Source organism: Catenuloplanes niger (assembly GCF_031458255.1).
GTDB lineage: Bacteria > Actinomycetota > Actinomycetes > Mycobacteriales > Micromonosporaceae > Catenuloplanes > Catenuloplanes niger.
Genome location: NZ_JAVDYC010000001.1, coordinates 7,021,511 through 7,041,756, shown reverse-complemented (window position 1 = coordinate 7,041,756; position 20,246 = coordinate 7,021,511). Strand labels below are relative to the sequence as shown.

The window sequence follows — 20,246 nt, the reverse complement described above, 5'->3', positions numbered from 1 at the left end:
CCGTGAAGATCGGACTTTGCACCGACGATGCGGGCGCCGGATCCCGGGAGGCTGGAGTCATTCCAGCGATACCGAGGAGTGGTCATGCGAAAGGTCGCGATCGTCATCAGCGTCGTGCTCGTCGTGCTCTGCGGCGGCGTCGGGTGGTTCGCCTACCAGGCGTACGACATGGGAAAGCAGCTCGTCGACGCGAGCATCACGCAGCAGCAGTTCGACGCGCAGAAGGAGGGCACGCCGGAGGCGGAGGTCCGGGCGGCGCTGCCCGCGCCGCTGGAGAACGTCACCGACCGGGACCTGTACGGCGACGACCCGGCCAAGCAGGGCATGCCGGCCGGTGCGTCCTGCATCTACTACGGGGTCAAGCCGCTGGAGGACGTCGGGCAGGAGCCGATGTGGCGGCTGTGCTTCGTCGGCGGCGCGCTCGCGGAGAAGAGCCGCATTAGTCTTCCGGAGTAATGAACATGTCGTCGTGGTGGCGCGCGGTCCGGTCCGCCGGGCCGGCGCGCCTCGCCTATGAGGCCGGCCTCGCGCTCGTCCTCACCGCCACCGTCGTCGGGCTGCCCGGCGTCACCAGGGTCGAGCTGCCGGCGGTGGTGGCCGTGCCGGTCGGTCTCGCGGTCGTCGTGCTGGTCGCGCTGCGCCGGGCGTACCCGGCGACGGTCCTGGTCCTGGCCGCCGTGCTCGGCGCGGTGACCGGGCAGAACGGCCTGTTCCTGCTGTTCGGGCTCAGCGTCTCGGCCGGGCTGCGGGTGCGCGGCACCGTGCGGATCACCGGCACGTTCCTGGCGGTGCTGGTCATCCTGCTGCTCGGCGACCTGCGGGCGGCCGAGCCCGGCCTGGCCCAGGTGCTGTTCACGGCCGGCTCGTTCGTGGTCTTCCAGGCCCTGCCCGGGATCGTGGCCCGGATGACCGCGCAGCGCCACGAGCTGCTCCGGCTGATGCGGGAGCGCACCGAGTACCTGGAGGAACAGCAGCGGACCATCGCCGAGCGGGTACGGGTGCGCGAGGCGACCCGGATCGCCCGGGAGATGCACGACTCGCTCGGGCACCGGCTCACGCTGATCTCGCTGTACAGCGGCGCGCTGCGCACCGTCGCCGGCCGGGAGCCGGACCGGACCGACGAGGTGGTGTCGCTGCTGCACACCACGTCCACGCAGGCCATGGACGAGCTGCGGCAGATCCTGGCGGTGCTCCGCGACGGGCGGGACGGCGACGAGAGCGTGCCGGTCACGGCGCGGCTCGCGGACGCTGGCGCGCTGGTCGAGGGCGCGGTCTCCGCCGGTGCGCGCATCACGCTGCACCGCGAGGGCGAGCCGGCGCCGCTGCACCCGCTGATCGACCACGCGGCGTACCGGACGCTCCAGGAGGGCGTCACGAACGCGCTCCGGCACGCGCGCGGCGGCGAGATCCGGCTGGCGCTGCGGTACGAGCCGGACGCGCTGGTCGCGGAGGTGGTCAACGACCCGGGGCAGCCGACCGGCGCGCGCGGTAGCGGGCAGGGGCTGCGCGGGCTCGCGGAACGGGTCCGGCTGACCGGCGGCGTGCTCTACGCCGGGCCGGAACCGGACGGCGGCTTCCGGGTCGCGGCCACGCTGCCGCTGAGCCCGCAGGCGCCGTCGCCGGGCCCGGCCGACGACATGCGGGTCGAGCTGCGGCGGGTGGACCGGTCGCGGCGTCGCGCGTGGGTGCTGATCGCCGGCGCGGTGACCATGGTGCTGGCGCTGTGCGCGGGCACGTTCTGGGTCTCGGTCGACCAGTACATGCTCGGCCGGGACACCTACGACGCCATCCAGGTCGGCACGGCCGAGGCGGAGGTCCGTGCGCGGCTGCCGCGCCCGGACGCGGCGGTCGAGGACCCGGACCCGGCGGCCAGCCTGTCCTGCCTGACCTATCAGGCGAAGGTCGGCTTCCGTGCGGACTCGTACAACGGCCGGTACCGTTTCTGTTTCCGCGACGGTGCGCTGGTGTCGAAGGAGATGCTGGAGTGAGTCTCCTTCGGGTGGTGATCGCGGATGACGACGAGCTGACGCGCGGCGGCATCCGCCTGGTGGTGAGCGCACTGCCGGACGTGGAGGTGGTCGCCGAGGCCGCGAACGGCCGGGCGGCCCGCGAGGCGGTCGAGCGGCTCAAACCGGACGTGGTGCTGATGGACATCCGCATGCCGGTCGTCGACGGGCTGGCCGCGCTGCGCGCGATCACCGGCCCGACCCGGGTGATCATGCTGACCACGTTCGGCGAGGAACAGTACATCGACGAGGCGCTCGCGCACGGCGCCGCCGGTTTCGTGCTGAAGAGCTCCGCCGCCGAGGAACTGGGTCCGGCGCTGCGCGCGGCCGCGGCCGGTGAGGTGTTCCTGTCCCCGCCGGTCACCCGGCACGCGGTCACCCGGCTGCGCGGCCTCGGCTCCGGCGTCTCCGGTGACGCGGTGGCGCGGCTGGCCCGGGCCGAGCTCAGCGAGCGCGAGACCGAGGTGCTGCGGCTCCTGGCCCGCGGCCTGTCCAACACCGCGATCAGCGGCACGCTGGTCATCACGGAGAGCACGGTCAAGACGCACGTCAGCCGGATCCTGATGAAGCTGGACTGCGAGAACCGGGTCCAGGCCGCGCTGCTGGCCACCCAGGCGGGCCTGCTCGCATAGGCTGGGCGTCATGCATCGGAGCCGACCGTCCACCTGGCTCATCGACGCGCGGAGACCGCCCGGCCGATGCCGTCGGCCGAAGAGGGCGGCCGGGATGTCGGCGTGGAACAGCGCGGTGCCGCGGGAGAGCGACGCCTCGACCGGGCGGCGGTCCACGATGGACAGCAGTTACGGGCAGGTCATGACATGGACCGCGATCCGGTCGAGCACGGCGGCGTACTGCGGCATCTCGCCCTTGAGCGACTGGAGGCGCCGGGCCCAGGCGGCACGGCCACCGGCCCCGGCGTACGTGGGATGTCCGTGGATCGCGTCCACCACGGCATGCCGGCCGGCGCCGCGGAGGTGGAGCCGGACGGCGTCGAGCACGGCACGGCCGATGCGGTCCGGGTCGTGCACCACCGCCGGCTGCGGCCGGCGCTCGAGAAGGACGGTACCGGCAGTCGACATGTCACGCTCCCACCCGCGCCGCCGTGTTGACGACGCTCCGACGGCGTGACGACGTCGCCGGATCATCCACGGTTCACCGTCCGTTCACGACATGACCCGGATCACCGTCCGGTCAGCAGTTCGCGAGGGTGTAGTTGACCGCCTCGATCACGGCGGCCCGCGCGGGACTTCCGGAGTCACGCAGCATGTCGCGCAACGCGTCCAGACGTCCGACGAACGCGGTCCGGTCGATCGGGTCGACGCAGTCCGGTGGCGGCGCACCCGGCTTCCGCGCGGTGACGGCGACCGTCCGCACCCGGTCCAGGATGGACCTCAGCACCGGATCGGTGTGCGGGTCGCCGGCCGCCTGCTGCTCGGAGAGAGCCACCGCGTCCAGCACCGCCTCGAAGACGTCGGTCACCGCACGGTCGACCGCGGTCCGCTCGGCCGCCCGCAACAGGTCCAGTGCCTGGCCCGGGGCGATCCGCCCGGCCAGGACGAGCTGGAACAGCAGCCCGTCCATGGCGAACCGCTCCTTCCGGCCGTCGATCTGTGCCGCGAAGTCGTAGGCGAACGACGCCGGGACCGGCCCGCCCGTGTAGGCGGGTTCGACCGCGAGCACACTGCTCACGGCCGGGACCAGCCGCTCCGCGGGGCCGGGCGGCAGGCTGAGCGCGACCCGGAAGGCGGCGAGGCGCGCCCCGTCCGGGTCGTTCGCGATCGCCGTGTCGAGCGCGTCCCGTACCCCCGGGTCGGACAGCTCCTGCTCGTGTGTCCGCTGGTAGGCGACCGGGTCGTCGGCCGTGAGCAGCCCGGCCAGGACCGGGGGCAGCGCGGTGCCGTGCGGCGCGGCCGGGAGACCGCCGGCGGTCCGGAGCAGCTCGGCGGTCAGCGCCGGCGCCTCCCGCACCACGACACCGTGCTGATCGATCAGGCGCCACACCTTGGTCATGTCGCCGGTCACCGCCTGCTGGACGACGACCGGCCGGAACCGCTCACGCAGCCCGGCGAACACCTCGTCGGTGGCCTTGGTGCCCAGCGTGGTGAGCACGACCGGCACCTCGCCCCATCGCTGGTGCGCGCGCAGCGCGGGTTCGAGGTCCGTCATCGCCGCCGGGTTCACGGACAGCACCGGACGGGGCAGGCCCGCGGTGAGCGACGCCAGATCACCGTCCGCCCACGCCCCGAGGCTGCGCGCGGCCGGCACCGGCCGGGCCGGCGTCCGGCGGCCGGACCACAGCGGCCGCAGTACGGTGCGGGCCGACGGGTCGAGCTGGATCACGCCGGCCGCGGCCTGGTCCAGGAGGAACCGGAGGCTCCGCACGTCGGACTCGCCGGGCGTGCTGCGCTCGGCCCGCTCCAGCTCCCGCAGCGCGGTCCGGGCCACCTCGGCGGCGTCGGAGTGCGGGAACCGGTCGAGCACCGCGCGGACCCGTGCCTCCGCCGCGTCGACGTGCCGGCGCAACTCGGCGACCTGATCCCCCGCCGAGCGCACGCCCGGCATCCGGGGCAGCACCGGCGGATCGGCGTAGGCGACGTCGGCCCGGAAGATCTCCGGGTTCTCCGGGGCGGGCCGCGGCATCAGCAGCGGCCGCAGAAGCGAATGGACCGCGGATCCGGTGCCCCCGCCGAGGCTCACGACGCGATTCGCGGCCTGGTCCAGCAGCTGCCGGACGTGTCGGAGCTCGGCCAGGAGCTGCGCCTCGGCTATCTCACCCGAGTTCTCGGCCCGGGTGACAACCGATCGCAGGCCGCTGACCGCGTCCCGCCAGAGCCGGGCGACGACCCGGCCCTCGTCCGGATCGTCCGCCAGGGTCGAGGTGATGGCCGGGACGGCGAGCGCGACCGACTGCCGGAGGTGGAGTGCCTGGCGGTACGCGCTGCGCGAGGCCCGGTGCGCCGTGGCGAGCGCCTCCCACCCGTCCGCGTGGTACGGGTTGAGCACCAGGACGCTCTTGCCCTCGTCCACGATGTTCCGGTGCCCGACCTGGATCGACCAACCGGCTGCACGCAGCTCGGTGAGCAGGTGGTGCCCGTCGTGCGTCTGCAGCAGTTCGTCGACGGCCAACGGCGGGCGCACCTCGATGATCCGGCCGTCGGGGGCGACCTTCGCCCGCGCCATCGCCGTGCGCGTTCCCGAGGTCAGCCGGTACAGGCCGAAGCCGGGGAGGACGAGGTCGTCACGCAGCCGGGAGCCTTGCGTGACGATCGCGACGATCAGGCCGAGGGAATCGGTGTCCGCGACACCCGGTCCGCTGCGCTCGCCGATTCTCCGCTCGAAGTGTGCGAGGGGGTCGTCCGCACCGGGCCAGCCACCGCCGCGGGCGATCCTCGCGAAGTGCCGGAGGTCGTCCGGCGACAGCGGCGGCGCCGTCCACCGGATGCCGCCGTCCGGGCCGGCCGAGGATCGCAGCAGGTGACGGTCCTCGCCGGTGGCGGGATCCACCACCCGGAAGGCGTCCTCGGCCACCCGGCGCCCGGAGACCGGACGGGTACTGCCGTCGCCCATCGTCTCCGGGATCACGTCGAGCGGCTGCCCGCCCACGGCCGGCGCCCAGGTGGGCTCGGTGTCGGTCCACGCCGGCCGCAGCGTACGCGGGACCGCGAAGTCGCCGTCCGGTAACGTCCAGCCCAGCTCTCCGAGCCGCTTGCGGGCCGTCGCGTGGGCGGTCCCCCGCTCCTGGCGGTAATCGCGGGCGCCTTCGACGGAGGTCGGCCGGGCCGCCATGCGGTAGGCCCCTTCCCAGATCCTCCGCTCGTCCTCGTCCGCGACGTACACCACGTCGAGGTGACGACGGTCGCTGACGCCGGAGGCGGTGGCGTAGAAGACGGCCAGGTCCGGCCCACCCGGCACGGCCGAGGCGTTGCCCAGCCAGTTCATGACGACGCTCTCGGCGTCCTCGTCGAGCTCGACGTCGATCACGCCCCGCGGACGCCCGTCCGGGCCGTACACGTCGAATCCGAGGAAACCGTGCGGCTGCGCGTCTCCCTCCCCCGGCGCCCTGGCCACCACGTAGGAACCGTCCGCGGCCCGGCCGACGGTGTAGGGCGGCAACACCGGGGAGCCCGGCCGGAACATCACGCCCATCGGCGGCAGGGGCGTGGCACCGTGCAGCGCGTCCATCAGCCGCACGTCGGCCTCGTGATAGTGCCTCATGACGGACGACAGATCGTCGAGCGCCTCGTCGAGCGGCATCGTGCTCAGCTCAGCGGCCAGGTCGTCCAGTCGCCGGCCGACGAGGGCCAGCCCCTGGATCCCGGCGATCACCGACGCGGGTACGGTCCGGCTGTCGTCGCGGGCCAGCGCGTCGGCCCAGGTCTGCAACTCGCGCAGGCGAGCACGCGCGGCATCGACCACCGCCTCGACCTCGGCGATCGTGGTGGGCAACATCGACGTGATCTCGTCCCGGAGCGCCCGCACCGACGACGAGGTGCGCTCGGCCTCGGCTCGGCGCGTGGCGTCGTCGCTCTCCCCGACAGCGTCCAGGAGGTCCTCGGTGGGCATCTGGCCCGGGATGATCACCGGTAAGGGCTGCGGAGATTCGGGCGCCGGCACGTGGCGCCTCTGGTGCACCTCGGTCAGCGTGTCCCAGGCGGAGGCCGTGTACGGATTGAGCGTCACGGAGCGCGAATACTGGTTGCTGTCGTTCGTGCGATCGGTTTCCACCGTCCACCCGGCGTCGTAGACGTCCGCGAGACGACGGCGCGCCGGCGCGGGGTCGCGAAGGTCCGCCGGGAACTGCGACCGGTCGAACGCCAGCGGAGGCCGGGCCATGACGGCTCGCCCCTCGACGTCGACCATGGCCCGGACCAGGACGAATTCGTCGCCGAGGACCATCCCGTAGAGCCGGAAGCCGAGCAGCAGCCGGTCCAGGCGCAGGAGCTCCCCGTTCGTCACCACGTGACGGACGAACTCCTCGGCCGTCATCTCCGGCAGGCCGGCCCGGTCGCGCGCCTCCTCCCAGTGGCTCCGGTCGGCCGCCGGGAGCAGCTCGGCCGACCAGCGCTCGCCGCCACCCGGCGCGGTCCACGCGTGCAGCCGGCGCACGACCTCACCGACCTCCGGATACACCACCTCGAACACGCCGTCCGGCGCGTGACGACCGGACACCCGGCGGGAGAAGCCACCGGCCAGCGTCTCCGTCACGATCGCCAGCGGCTCCCCGTCCAGCGTCGGTGCCCAGTCCGGGGCCTCGTCCGACCACTCGGGCCGCAGCTCGTACGAGTCGGAGAAGTCCCCGCCGGGCAGGGTCCACCCGGAGGCGATCAGCCGATCCGCCATGGCCTCCGGGGCGGCGTCGCGCTCCAGGCGATAGATGCTGATGTCGTCGAGGAGGAAGGGCAGCCCCCGCATGCCGAGCTCGTCCCGGAGGAACCGCCGCATCTCCTCGTCGTGCACGTCGACCACGTCGAGGAACTCGTGATCGCTCATCAGCTCCGCCGCGTAGAAGATGTTCAGCGCGACGGCGCCGGGGATCTGGGAGACGTCCCCGAGACGGATGATGACGGAGTCGTCCGACACCTCGGTCGTCGACTCGATCGTGCCGCGGAACCGTCCGTCCGGACCCAGCACGTCGAAGCCCCGGAAGCCGTGCGGCTCGTCCACCCCCCGTGCGGCCGCCCTGGCCACGACGAACGAGCCGTCCGGCGCGACACCCACGGTGTGCTCCGGGTAACCTTCGATCAGGGATGGTCGATGCAACTCGTGGAGGGTGGGCAGCGCGTGCGCGCCGCGCACCGCGCGCGACATCAGCCGTTCCGCCTCGGTGTAGGTGCGCACCAGCTCCTGGAGCGGACTGGAATACTGATCGGGGTCGAAGCTGATGTCCCCCTCGGAGTGCCGCACCAGCAGTGCACGGAACGTGTCCAGCGCGGCGCGGGCGGCGGCCACGTCCTCCGGCCGCGCTCCCGGGTCGGCCATGGCCTCGTCGAGCCCGGCGAGTGCCCGGTCGTGCGGCCCTCCGTCCCAGTTGCGCAGTACGTCGCGGGCCGCCTCCGCCTGATCGAAGCCCGACGGTTCCGGCTCCTCGTCCCCGGCCACCGACCTCGGGCCGACGGTCGACGCGTCGGACGCCCAGTCGTCCGGGTCCTGCACCTGCATCGGGAAGACCCGCAGCTCGTTCGCGTGCGACTGATGCGCCTGCGCCGTGGTCACGGCGTTCCAGGCGAACCCGCTGTAGGGGTCGATCGTCAGCGTCCGGGTGCGCGCGTCGACGCGATTGCGGTGACCGGTCCACACCGTCCACCCGGCACGGCGCAGCTCGGCGATCGGGTCGGGTGCGGGCGCCCCGGGGCCGCCGTACACGGCCTCGTCGAGTGCCAGCGGCCGGCGCGCCCGTACGACGCGTCCGTCCGCGTCGACCGTCGCCCGGACCAGGAAGACCTCTTCGTCCAGCTCCAGGCGGTACAGGCCGAACCCGGGGATGGCCAGATCGTCCCGCACGCGCGTGCCACCGCGCACGACGGCCCGGACGAATTCGTCCGCCGTCAGGTCCTCCGCGCCGAACGCCCGGGCGACCGACGGTGAGAGCGCCTCGCCGGACCACCGGGGGACGCGGTCCTGCCCGATCCAGGAGTGCAACCGCCCGACGACGGCACCGGTGTCCGGGTTGACCACGGCGAATCCACCGTCGTCGAGGTAGCGGCCGGAGACCAGCCGGACCGACTCGCCGTCCAGCGTCTCCATGACCACGGACAGCGACTCGATGCCGTCCGCCGTGACGACCACCGGCGCCCAGCCGGGATCGACGCCGGTCCACGCCGGTCGCAGCACCCGGCTCGCGGCGAACCCGTCCGTGGGGAGCGTCCAGCCGCGCTCCTCGAGCCGCTCACGGGCCTTCTCGTGGCTGACCGTCCGTTCCTGCCGGTAGTCACGCGGATTCGCGTTCGGGCCGGACAGCTCCTCCATCCCGTACGCGTTCTCACGGATGTCCCAGACCTTCTCGTTGCCGACCCGCAGCGACAGGAAGAACTCGCCGGCGCTCACGCCGGTGGCGTAGAAGGTGGTCAGGTCCAGCGCATCCGCGACGTCGGACAGGTTGGTCAGGAAGTCCGTGGCGACGAAGCCGCCGGTCGCCGGGCCGGGCTCCGTCGCGTCGATCGACGCCTCGATCGTCCCGCGCGGGAGCCCGTCCGGGCCGAACACCTCGAAACCGGAGAATCCGTACGGCTTGTCGTCCCCGGGTCCCGGCGGCTTGGCCACGACGTAGGAACCGTCCGGCGCCACCCCCACCGTGTACGGCGGAAGCGCCGACGCGGTCGACACGGCCCATGTGGGGCCGGTGCCGTCCTGCATGAGAACGGTGAGCTCGTCGGCCGCGGGGAGCCCGGTGACCGGGCCGTCCGGCAGCGCGCCGCCGCCGGGCGCCCGGAACATCTCGGACGCGGGCGCCAGCACCCGGCCGGCCCGTACCATCTCCGACACCGGCGACAGCACCGCGGTGGCCGGGAGATCTCCCAGCAGCGCCACCAGCATCTGGTTCACCAGCTCGTACCGCTCCACGACCGCCCCGGCCCGGGTCCGCGCCGCGTCATCCGACAGACCGGGGAGCCGGCCGGCCAGCTCCTCCAGCGCCGGCCCGAACCGGTCGAACACCTCGCGCACCGCCTCCGCCGTCGCCCGGCGCGGCGCCGAGACCTCGGACGATCCGCGCACCACGTCGATGGCGGACAGCACCCGGTCGCTGGTCGCCGCCCACCGTGACAGCGCGCCGTCGACCGCGGCCCGCACACCGTCCACGGAGGACGGCAGCCGCGACGTCACCTGCAGCGGTGGTACCGGCGGCATCCCGGCCGCACCGACGTAGTAGTCGTAACCGGGCGCCGGGGCGGTGTCCGTGGCCGGACGGTTCCGCGGATCGACCCGGAGCGCGGCGGGCTTCGCACCGGGCAGGGCGCGCAGCAGTGCCACCGCGTCCCGCGCCGGCATCAGCCGGATGGCGGCGCCACCGTCCAGTCCCGGGTTGATCCAGGCCAGGCCCTCCGGCCGGGAGACCAGCCAGCCGAGGACCGGGTCCGTGCCGGTGGCGTCGGTCCGGATCAGGGCGCCGGAGCCGGGCGTGGCGAGCAGGGTGGTGACGATGTCGGCCGGGTCGGTGGGGATCGCGGATCCGCCCCAGGCGCGCAGCACCTCGTCGGCGCCGACCGGTCGCACGGAACGCTTCAGCGCCGCCTCGTCGAGGCCGGCCGGGAGTCCGAACAGCGTGATGCCGGCCGCCAGCGCGTACGTGGCGCTCAGCGGGCTGCGTTGCTCGTCGCCGCTCAGCCTCGAGGGCACCAGCAGGTCGTCGCGGATGGCGGACGCGCGGCCGGCCAGCGCGACGAGCCGGTCCCAGGACGGGGGCGCGCCGGTCAACGCGGCGTGCAGTGTCTCCCGGGCGGCGGCCTGCGCGCGGGACAGCACACGTACCGCCGAGGGGTTGTCCTGGTTCTCCAGACCCGATTCATCCAGCGGTACGACGCGGCCGGAGCGTTCCATGCCGGGCCGGTACGGCGCGTGCTTGGCGAGGTCGAGCTGCTCCGTGAGTTCCCGCCAGGTCGCCTGGTCGAGTCTCTCGCCGGGGAGGGTGCCGAGGACGAGGCGGTCACGGATCGGCGCCGGCAGGTCGGCGAGCGCGCGGCGCAGTCGTTCCATCGCGCCGGGCTTGAGCCGGGTCCGCTCCTGGACGTAGACCATGGTGGAGCCGGAGGCGCGGTCGGCCCGGAACGCGCCGGTCAGCGCTATCGGATCGACCGGATCGGCCATCGACCCGTCGTGGTAGAAGACGCCGCCCGGCACCGCGATGAAACGGCCGTCCGCGCAGATCAGTCCGAAGGCCCCGGCATTCGCCACGCCGCTCTCCTCACCCCGTCCCGCCGGACATGGCGGCACCGATGACCAACTGACGTGGCGACCGGATCAACGGTTCACCATCAATTAACAGAAGTTGCCCCTCCTAGGCTCCTTTTTCAGGTATCCGGCCCGCGGGCCCGCCTCGGTGCGGAGGCGGGCCGGGCGTCCGGTCAGGGACACGTGGTCACGTAGAGCGCGACCTGGTTGAGGCCTTCGGCGTGCTGGGGCATCTGCTTCTGCAGGTCCTGGAGACGGCGGATCCACTGGGTGCGGCCGTCCCTGGGCAGGTACGTGCTGTGGCTGTAGATCATGCCCTTGACCGTCTCGGTGTCCGCGCCCTGCAGGTGCAGGTGCAACGCCTTGAGGATGGCGCGGCTGGCGCCGTCGTCGAGCGTGCCGAGCGTGATCGCGTCGATCTCGGCGAACGCGGCGTCGCGCGCGGCCGGCTCCTGGGCGGCCACGGCCGGGACCGCGGCGAACAGGCCGTCGGCCTTGTCGTCGCCACCGGCGCGGTAGGTGAGCAGCGTGTCGGCGAACACCGGGTCGCGGTCGAGCACGTCCAGGAACGCGGCGTGCGCGGCGAACACACCGGACGCGCCGAACTCCGCGATCCGGGGCCGCAGTTCGCGCAGCGCGGTCCCGTGCTCGGCCAGCGCCGTCCGGACGGCGTCCGCGTTCTCCAGCGGCGTGGCCAGGTACGACGACAGCGCGTCCGGGGCCTTGGGCAGTGTGGACACGCGGCGCCGGCCGGCGTACGCGGCCAGCAGATCCGCGGTGATCTCCTTGGCCGGCGGCACCGCGGTCGCGCCGCCCACGCCGGCCCACAGGTTGTCCAGGCTGAACCCGGTGCCGGTGCCGGCGGTCTGGTGCAGCAGCGGCACCCGGTAGTGCTCGACGATCCGGCGCAGCTCGCCGCTGACCGTGCCACGGGTGATCACCACGGGCACGCCGCGGTTGTTGGTGTGCTGGAACAGCTGCCAGTCGAGCGCGGCCAGCTCGGCCGGGGTCGGCGCGTCGGACAGCCGCTCCGAGCCGATCACCACGACGGACTGGTCGAGCCGGGCCGCGGCCTCCGCGACGCGGTCCATGAACCGGGACGGCACCCCGCCGATCACGTCCAGCGTCCGCGACCCGCCGAAGTCGCGGTACGCGGCCGCGGCACCGGAGTGCCGCACCGGCTGCCGCGGGCCGTCCACGCCGGGCCGGTCCGCCGCCAGGTCGAGCAGGCGGGTCTCCAGGTCCATCTCGCCGCCGAGCGGGGCGATCCGGATCGGCCCGGCCGGGTCCGCGGCGAAGACCGTGGCCTGCGCGGTGCCCGGGTCCACGAAGGACAGCCCGCGCGCGTCGTTGATCGCCAGCGTGACCTGGTCGCCGACCTGCACCAGCGTGTGCGAGCCCATGGGACTGCCGGCGATCGCCGCGAGCAGGTCACCGTACCCCTGGATCAGCTGGGCGGTCTTCGGGAAGTCCGCCACGGTCAGCGGCGTGCCGCTGCGGCGCAGCACCTCGCCGTAGGCGTGCGCGACGAGCGCCGGTGGCAGGCCGATGCGCACGCCGCCCTGGCCGTCGAAGACGATCCGGGCCGACGGGTACGTCGTGGAGAGCACGCCGTCGAGCAGTTCCTTCCCCTGACCCGCGTAGGGATCGGGGGCCCAGTGCCGGGCCGGCATCACCCGCAGGAGCTGCGCCTGGTCGACCGGCACGATCCGCAGGTCCCGGGAGAAGCCGATCAGCCGGTTCCGGTCGACGCCGCCGAGGTCCACGGTCGCCAGGATGTCCACCGGCAGCCCGGCCGCGTCCGCGCGCGCCGCCGCGTCCGCGACGGTCAGGTTGTGCTCGCCGAGCGGCCGCTCCACCATCCGGTCCAGCGCGTAGTCCGGGTGCCCGTTCAGGAACTGGTAGAGCAGGCCCCGGGCGACCCGCTGACCGTGCGTGCCCGCGTTGCCCGGTGTGCGCACGCCGTCGTCGCCGACCCGGGTGGTGGCCGGCGCGAGGTCGTCGAACGCCTCCGTCATGCCCTTGCCGAGCGTGATGTACGTGTAGCCGTCCGGCGCGATCACGTCGAACGCGGCCAGCATCAGCGGGTCGTCGGTCAGCGCGGCCATCCCGTCCCGGCGCAGGTGCAGGCCGGAATCGGTCGGGATGATGTGGTCGAGGCAGATCGCGTCCATGACGCGCTGGGTCAGCGGAAGGGTCACGGCAGGCTCCCGGGTCAGCAGTTGGAGAGGGTGTGGGTCAGGGTCTCGATCAATGCGGCGCGGGCCGGGCGCCCGGTGCCGCGCAACAGGTCACGCAGGCCGTCCAGGCGGCCGACGAACGCGGCGCGGTCCACCGGGTCCAGGCAGTCCGGCGGCGGCGCGCCCGGTGGTCGGGTGGTGTCGGACACCTTCCGGACCTTGGCGAGGACGGCCCGCAGGACCGGGTCGGTGCCCGGGTCCCTGGCCGCCTGCTCGTCGGTCAGCGCCATCACCTCGGTGACCGCCTCGAAGACGACGGCCACGGCCCGGTCGACCGCGGTCCGCGCACCGGCGCGCACCAGGTCCAGCACCGCGTCCGGGGTCATCCGCCCGGCCAGCGCGATCTGGAACAGCAGGCCGTCCAGGGCGAAGCGCTCCCGGCGGCCGGCGCCGGCCAGGGCCAGGAAGTCGTAGGCGAACGACGCCGGGACGGGGCCGCCGGTGTACGGCGGCTCGACGTCGAGCAGGCTGCGCACGGCCGGGGCGAGCCGGTGCGTGGCAGTGCCGTCCAGGCCGAGCGCGACCCGGAAACCGGCCAGCCGCTCCCCGTCCGGCGCGGTGGCGATCAGCCGGTCGAGCGCGTCCCGTACCCCCGGGTCGCTGAGTTCCGCGGCGTTTCCGCGGTGGTACTCCGCCGCGCCGTCACCGGCCGTGAGCAGGCCGGCGAGCACCGGCGGCAGCGCGGCGCCGCGCGGTGCGGCGGGCAACCGTGCCGCCTCCTCGAACAGCGTCGCGGTCAGTCCCGGCCGCTGCATCACCTGCGTGCCGTCCGGACCGGACAGCCGCCACACCATCCGGAAGTCCATGCCGACGATCGCCTCCGCCTGCACGACGACCGGCCGGAAGCGCTCGCGGAGCGCGGCGAACGCGTCGTTCGTGACCCCGTTGCCGACGGTGGCGACGACGATCGGCACCTCGCCCCACCACTCGTGCGCCCGGAGCGCGCGTTCCAGCTCGTCCAGCGCGGCCGGCGTCCGGCCGCTCAGGTCCACGGTCAGCACCGGCCGCCGCACACCGGCGGTCAGCTCGCCGAGGTCACCGGCCGTCCACGGGCCGATGCTGCGCGGTGGCGGCAGCGGGCGGGCCGCCCGGTGCCGCCCGGACCACAGCGGCCGCAGCACCGGTTCGGCGCCCGGATCGAGCCGGAGCACCTCGGCCGCGGCCTGGTCCAGCAGAAACCGGAGATCCGTCACGTCGTCGTCGGTGGGCGGCTGCCGCTCCGCGCTCCTCAGCCGCTCCAGCGCGGTGCGCACCAGCTCGGCCGCGACGGAGTGCGGGAAGCGGTTCACCACCTCGGTGACCCGCTCGGTGGCCGCGTCGACGTGGGCGCGCAGCTCGGCGACCGGGTTCTGCGGCGCGAGGAGGGGCGGCGGCACCGGCGGGGCCGTGTAGGCCACCTCGACCCGCCGCACCTCGACGTCGCCGGACACCGCCAGACCCGCGTGGGCCGCCGTGTCCGCCCCGTCCATCGCGATGATCAAGGTCCGCGCGGTGAACGCGCCGGCGCCCAGGTAGGTCACCCGGTTGTCGAACGTCACCAGGCGCCAGTAGGCGTCGACCGCCCCGGTGTCCGGCTGCTCCACCTCGATCGGGTACACGATGTTGAGCCCGTACGCCCGGCGGAGATCGTTGAGCCCGCCGTCGTAGGAGGGCGCGACGAACAACGCGGTGCCGGCCAGCTCGGGCTCCGCGGCGAGCAGCGCGGACAGGCGCGCGGCCGCCATGTCGGTGCCGTCCGCGACATCGACCACCACCAGCGGGTGGCGCATCCTCGTCGCGGTCCGGCCGAGCGCGCCGGCCCAGTCCGGGGTGCCCGGCTGCGCGCTGAGCCAGCGAACGCCGGGCTCCGGTGCCCCGGCCAGCCAGGCCGTCCCGCGCCGGGCCCGCACGGCCGCGGGAAGCGCCAGCTCCGCCTCGTACGCCCGGTTCGCCTGCCGGGTCAGCTGCTCGTTCCAGTACCGGGCCTGGCCGGCGGTCAGCCGGCGCGCGCCGTACGAGCGCACCTCGACCGGCACGTGCTCGATCAGCAGCGCGCCGTCGGCCAGGTCCAGCGGCGCCTCGGTGGTGAAGTCGATCGCCTGCGACTGGGTGACCCGCTCGGCGCCGGCCACGAACGCGCTCTTCGCGTACTGCTGCAGCGTGAACGACCGATGCGTCGGCACCAGGTGGAAGTTTCCCACCGTCCACTCCGGGGCACGCCCGGTCGCGCGCAGGCGCTCGTCGTAGTCCGGGATACGCGCCCGGACGCTCGCCTCCAGGCGCTCCCAGATGGTCCCCCACCGCTCCCCGAGGAAGGTGACGGCCTCGGCCGGCAGCCGGTCGAGCAGGTCGGCGAACGCGTCCACCCGGGACAGCACCGCGATCTGCACCTTGTTGAGGCCGTGCTCGCTGACCGGCCAGGTGGCGACCCCGGCGAAGTTGTCGTAGAACAGCGCCGCGTACCCGGCGACCAGTTTCGCGGTCGCCGCCGCCTCCGGTCCGCCGGTGGCGGCGAGGAAGTCCGCGGCGAGCCGGTCGCCGAACGCCAGACCGTCGGTCAGGTGGTCCCGGGTCAGGTAGCCGTGGTCCTGGTCCCGCCAGGTGTGGTCGCGGACGTGCTCGAGGAAGTCGCGCATGCCGGACAGCACCACGCCGTGCGTGAAGTGGTAGTGGGATCCGGGCGCCTCCCCGACCGGCGGGCGGCCGACCGAGACGTCGGCGCCGAGCGGGGTGAGCGTGACGTCGACGCCGGACCGGGCGAGGAACTCGTGCAGCGACATGACCGGGCCGGCGCCGTACGGGCCGGGCAGCTTCGCGGTCTGCTCCGCCATCCGCGCGAACGCGTCGAAGACCCAATCCGGGTCGTCCCGCTGGAACTCGTGCGGGTGCGAGCGCATGATGCCGCTGACCCGCTCGATGATCGCGGTGGTCACCCCGCGGCCGTCGCCGCCGGCCGCGATCGCGTCCGCCCGGTCGATGTAGTAGCGGCCGTCCGCGCCCCGGTAGACCGTCTTGGTGTCCGTCTCGACCCGGAAGCCGCCGTACGTGCCCACCGCCAGCAGCGCGCCGCGCAGCGTGCTCAGATCCTGCCCCTCGCCGAGGAAGAGCATCACGGTCTCTTCGTCCTCGACGCCGGAGCCGCGGTATCCCTTGCTCACCGGCGGGTCCAGCAGCGACGCGGTGCGCGACCGGGACTCCGGCTCCGGTCGTTCCGGTGCCGGGACCACCACCCCGTCCGGGCCGATCACGATCATCCGGGTGTACGTGTCCGCGTCGAAGTCGGCCGGCGTCTCCCCGGGCCGGCCGGCCCGGGGCTTCCCGCCGCGATCGGTCAGGTTCACCCACCGTACGCCCTGGTCAGCGGTGCGATAGGCGGCGTAGACGTGCCCGTGCGGCGCACCGGCCCGCTCGGTCAGCACCACGGCCGTCGAGCCCGGGGTGAACCGCGGGTCGCCGGCGAGCGACTCCCAGCCGCCGAACCGCTCCCAGTCCTGCCGGTCGCCGAGCCACGTGCCCGGCAGCGGCTCCTCCCGCGTGCGCGGCACCCGCACCCCGGCGCGGTGCAGCCGCCCCATCAGGCTCTTGACCAGGGCGAGACATTCCGCGACGGTACGGTCGCCGGTGTGCCGGGCCAGGCGACGGCCGGACGCGACCACGTCCCGGAACAGGGTGGTCAGCTCCGCGGTGGTCAGGGCCGGCGTGGGCACCCGCTCCGGTTGCGGCACCGCGCGGGCCAGCGTGTCCAGCCGGTCGAGCGCGGCCCCGAGGCGATCCGGGGTGAGGTCACCCTCGCCCAGCTCGATCACCCGGTTGTCGAACGTCACCACCCGCCAGTACCGCGCCGCCACCGGATTCGCGGCACCCAGCGTCCCCGGTAACCGGGTGATCACCGGATAGATCATGTTGAGCCGGTGCGCCTGACGGACGTCGTTGAGCGCCCGGTCGAGCAGCGGCACCCAGAACAGCGCGCTGCCGGCCAGCCCCGGCTCGTCACGGAGCAGGTAGGACAGCTCGGTGGCGGCCTCCTCGCCGGCACCGTCGAGCGCCACCATCTGGCGTCCCCGCGCGGCCGCCGTCGCCTCGAGGCGGCGGACCGCGGCGGACGGCCGGCCGTACGGGCTGCCCCAGCGCAGTTCCGTGTCCGCGACCGGGCTCAGCCAGGCCCGGGCACCGGCGGCACGCTCGGCCGGGCCGACGGCCAGCGCCGCGTCGTACGCGGCGGCGGCGCGCCGGGACAGCTCCCCGTTCAGCTGCTGCGCCCGGCGGGCGGTGATCCGGCGGGCGACGTACGAACGCACCTCGACCGGTACGTGTTCGCGCAGGAGCGCGCCGCCGGCCAGGTCCAGCGGGGCCGCGGTGGTGTATCCGATCGCGTCCCACTGCGTCACCCGCTCGGCGTCCAGGACGAACGCGCTCCGCGCGTACTCCTCGAGCGTGTGCAGCCGCCCGTGGGTGAGCGCGTGCCGGAAGTCGTCCTTGAAGAAGAACCGCTCGTCGTGGTTCCTGGCCCGGTAACGCGTGGTGTAGTCCGGTATCCGGGCGCCGATGCTGAACTGCAGCTCCGCCCAGATCCGGTCCCAGTTCTCGCCGAAGAACTCGACCACGTCCATCGGCATCCGCTCCAGGATGTCGGCGAACGCGTCGACCCGGGACAGCACCGCGATCTCCACCTTGTTCAGCCCGGCGTAGATCGGCCAGGTGGCGGCACCGGCGAAGCTGTCGTAGAACAGGGCCGCGTACCCGGCGATCAGGTTCGCGGTGCCGGACGCCTCCGGGCCGTCCTCCAGGAACCACTCGGCCAGCTGATCGCCGAACCGCAGGCCGTCGGTCAGGTGCTCCTGGGTCAGGTAGCCGAGGTCCAGGTTCCGCCAGGTGTTGTCGCGGACGTGCTCGAGGAACTCGCGCATCCCGGAGAGCACGACGCCGTGCGTGTAGTGGTAGTGCGAGCCGGGCTCGTCGCGGACCGGCGGGCGCCCGACCGCGGTCCGCAGGCCCAGGTCGGTGAACTCGAGGTCGAGGTCGAGCCCGGAGAGGAACTCGGTCAGCGGCATGACAGGTCCGCCGCCGTCCGAGCCGGGCAGCGTCCTGGTCTTCGCGGCCATCCGCCCGAACGCGTCGAAGACCGGCTCCGGGGCCGGCCGGTTCACCTCGTGCGGGTGCGACCGCAGGATCCCGCTGACCCGTTCGATGATGGCGACGGTCGTCGCCCGGCCGTCGCCACCGGCCGCCCGCGCGTCCACCGGCGAGGCGTACAGCAGGCCGTCCGCGCCCAGGAAGAACCCCTTGGTCTCGACCTCGATCCGGTACGTGTGGCCCGGTCCCCATGCCAGGACCTGGCTGCGGGCGTCGTTCGGCACGATGCCCGGCGGGAGGAAGAGCATCACCGACTCCTCGTCCTCGACACCGGAGCCGCGGTAGCGCCGGTCGGCGCGGTCGGTCATCGCCAGCGCGGTCGCGTCCGGTCCCGCGGACTCCGGCGGCGCGACCGGGACGGTCACCGCGGTGCCGTCCCGGCGGAAGATCCGGGTGCGCAGGTCGACCGCGCCGGCGGCCTTCGGGAGCCCGTCGCGGCCGGGGACGGTCATCTCCGCATGCGTGCGGACCCGGTCCGCCTCGCGCGTCGCGGACGGGTCCACCCACAGCACGCCGTCGGCCGTGCTCACCACCAGGAAGGCGTGGCCGATCGCGCCCGGCCGTCCGGAGAGGACGAACGCGACGCGGCCGGGCTCCTCGCCGACGATCCGGCCGATCTCCGCCCAGCCGGTGGTCCGCGGCCAGGTGCGGGGCGCGCCCCAGCCGGCCCAGAGCCCGTCGTGCAGGTCGAGGTCGTCGCGGGAGCGGCCGTCCGGCGGGGTCAGCGCGACGCCGAACCGGCCGAACAGCTCGTCGCGGGCCACACCGATCGCGGCCGCGCAGTACACGTCGCCGCTGCCGGAGCCGAGCCGCGCCACGATCCGGCCGGTCAGCGCCCGCATCCCGGCAGCCGTGAAATCGGCCGGATCCGGCGGGGCCACGGCTCCGCCCGCTGCCGGGCCGACGCGCGGTCCCGTCTCGCCACGCGGTTCCGTCTCGCCACGCGGTCCGGCCGCGCCACGCGGTTCCGTCTCGCCCTGCGGGTTCGCCTCGCCGTGCGGGGTGACGCGGGCCGCGACCGGGGCGGTGCCCAGCATCGATACCGCGTCCCGGGGCGTCAGCACACGGATCGGGGCGTCGTCGTCGGCCTCCAGATCGATCGAGACCAGACCACCCGGCCGGGACACCAGCCAGACGAGGCCGGGCCGGCCGGCGCCGGGTGCCGGCACCCGGACCAGCGCACCCGACCCCGGCGCCGCGGCCAGCGCGGCCACCAGCTCACCGGCGTCCACCGCGGCCACCGGCCCGCCCCAGGCGCGCAGCACCTCGTCCGCCGGGATCTGCCGCACGTCGCGCCGCAGCGTCGCGGGGTCGGCGCCGCCGGGCACGCCGAACAACGCGATCCCGGCCGCCAGCGCGTACCCGGCGCCGGACCGGCCGCGGTGTCCCGGCGGCAGGCCCAGCTCACGGCGGATCGCGGCGGACCGTACGGCCAGCAGCTCCAGGCGTTCCCAGGAGGGTGGCGTGCCGTCCAGGGCCGCGCGCACCGTCTCGCGCGCGGCCGCCTGGTCGCGGGGCAGCACCCGTACCGCCGCGGGGTGGTCCGGGTTCTCCAGACCCGCGGCGTCCAGTGGGACGACGCGCCGCGAGGGCGTCAGGCCCGGCCGGTACGCCGCGTGCCTGGCCAGGCCGAGCTCGTCGGTGAGCCCGAGCCAGGCCGCCTGGTCGGCGGCCTCGCCGGGCGGCGTGCCGAGCACCAGACGGTCCCGGGCCGGTGCCGGCAGGTCGTCCAGCGCGCGGCGGACCCGGTCGGTCGCGCCGATCCGGGTCCGGGCGCGCTCCGGCACGAAGACCGCGACCGCGCCGGCCACCCGGGGCGCCCGCAGGGCACCGGCCAGCGCGGCCGGGTCGACCGGTTCCGCCATCGGACCGTCGTGGTAGAAGACGCCGCCGGGTACCGCGATGAAACGGCCGTCCGCGCAGACAAGACGGAAATCCCCGGCGTTCGCCATGATGTGCTCCTCACCCGGCGCCGCCGTACCTCCGACGGCGCCGATCACCT

Annotated in this window: 7 protein-coding genes; 3 read left to right on the top strand and 4 right to left on the bottom strand. The window is 74.3% G+C overall.

Annotation, left to right across the window (positions count from 1 at the left end; all coding sequences use genetic code 11):
- Positions 1-84: 84 nt before the first annotated feature.
- The 3 genes from J2S44_RS30770 to J2S44_RS30760 are packed head-to-tail and all read left to right on the top strand — an operon-like array spanning position 85 to position 2,638.
- Entirely contained in the window at positions 85-456 is a 372-nt protein-coding gene (locus tag J2S44_RS30770) for a hypothetical protein (protein WP_310421005.1), read from the top strand.
- Positions 456-1,988 (top strand): sensor histidine kinase, encoded by a 1,533-nt coding sequence (locus J2S44_RS30765; RefSeq protein WP_310421003.1) that lies wholly within the window; start codon positions 456-458, stop codon positions 1,986-1,988. Before J2S44_RS30770 ends, J2S44_RS30765 begins: the two co-directional genes overlap by 1 nt.
- Positions 1,985-2,638, top strand: a complete 654-nt coding sequence (locus J2S44_RS30760) for a response regulator (protein ID WP_310421001.1) — start codon at positions 1,985-1,987, stop codon at positions 2,636-2,638. Before J2S44_RS30765 ends, J2S44_RS30760 begins: the two co-directional genes overlap by 4 nt.
- 168 nt (positions 2,639-2,806) lie before the next feature.
- Here the strand turns inward: J2S44_RS30760 and J2S44_RS30755 are convergent, their stop codons facing one another.
- From J2S44_RS30755 to J2S44_RS30740, 4 genes are all read right to left on the bottom strand, one after another.
- Entirely contained in the window at positions 2,807-3,085 is a 279-nt protein-coding gene (locus J2S44_RS30755) for a hypothetical protein (RefSeq protein WP_310420999.1), read from the bottom strand.
- A 112-nt stretch (positions 3,086-3,197) separates the two neighbouring features.
- The gene (locus tag J2S44_RS30750; RefSeq protein WP_310420997.1) at positions 3,198-10,895 is read right to left on the bottom strand and encodes a hypothetical protein; all 7,698 of its coding nucleotides are present in this window, start codon (positions 10,893-10,895) and stop codon (positions 3,198-3,200) included.
- Positions 10,896-11,065: 170 nt separating this feature from the next.
- Positions 11,066-13,093 carry a hypothetical protein gene (locus tag J2S44_RS30745; protein ID WP_310420995.1) on the bottom strand — a complete coding sequence of 676 codons (2,028 nt, stop codon included), beginning with the start codon at positions 13,091-13,093 and terminating at the stop codon, positions 11,066-11,068.
- A gap of 14 nt (positions 13,094-13,107) precedes the next feature.
- Positions 13,108-20,196: a hypothetical protein gene (locus J2S44_RS30740; RefSeq protein WP_310420993.1), complete on the bottom strand. Its 7,089-nt coding sequence runs from the start codon at positions 20,194-20,196 to the stop codon at positions 13,108-13,110.
- Between the last annotated feature and the right edge of the window lie 50 nt (positions 20,197-20,246).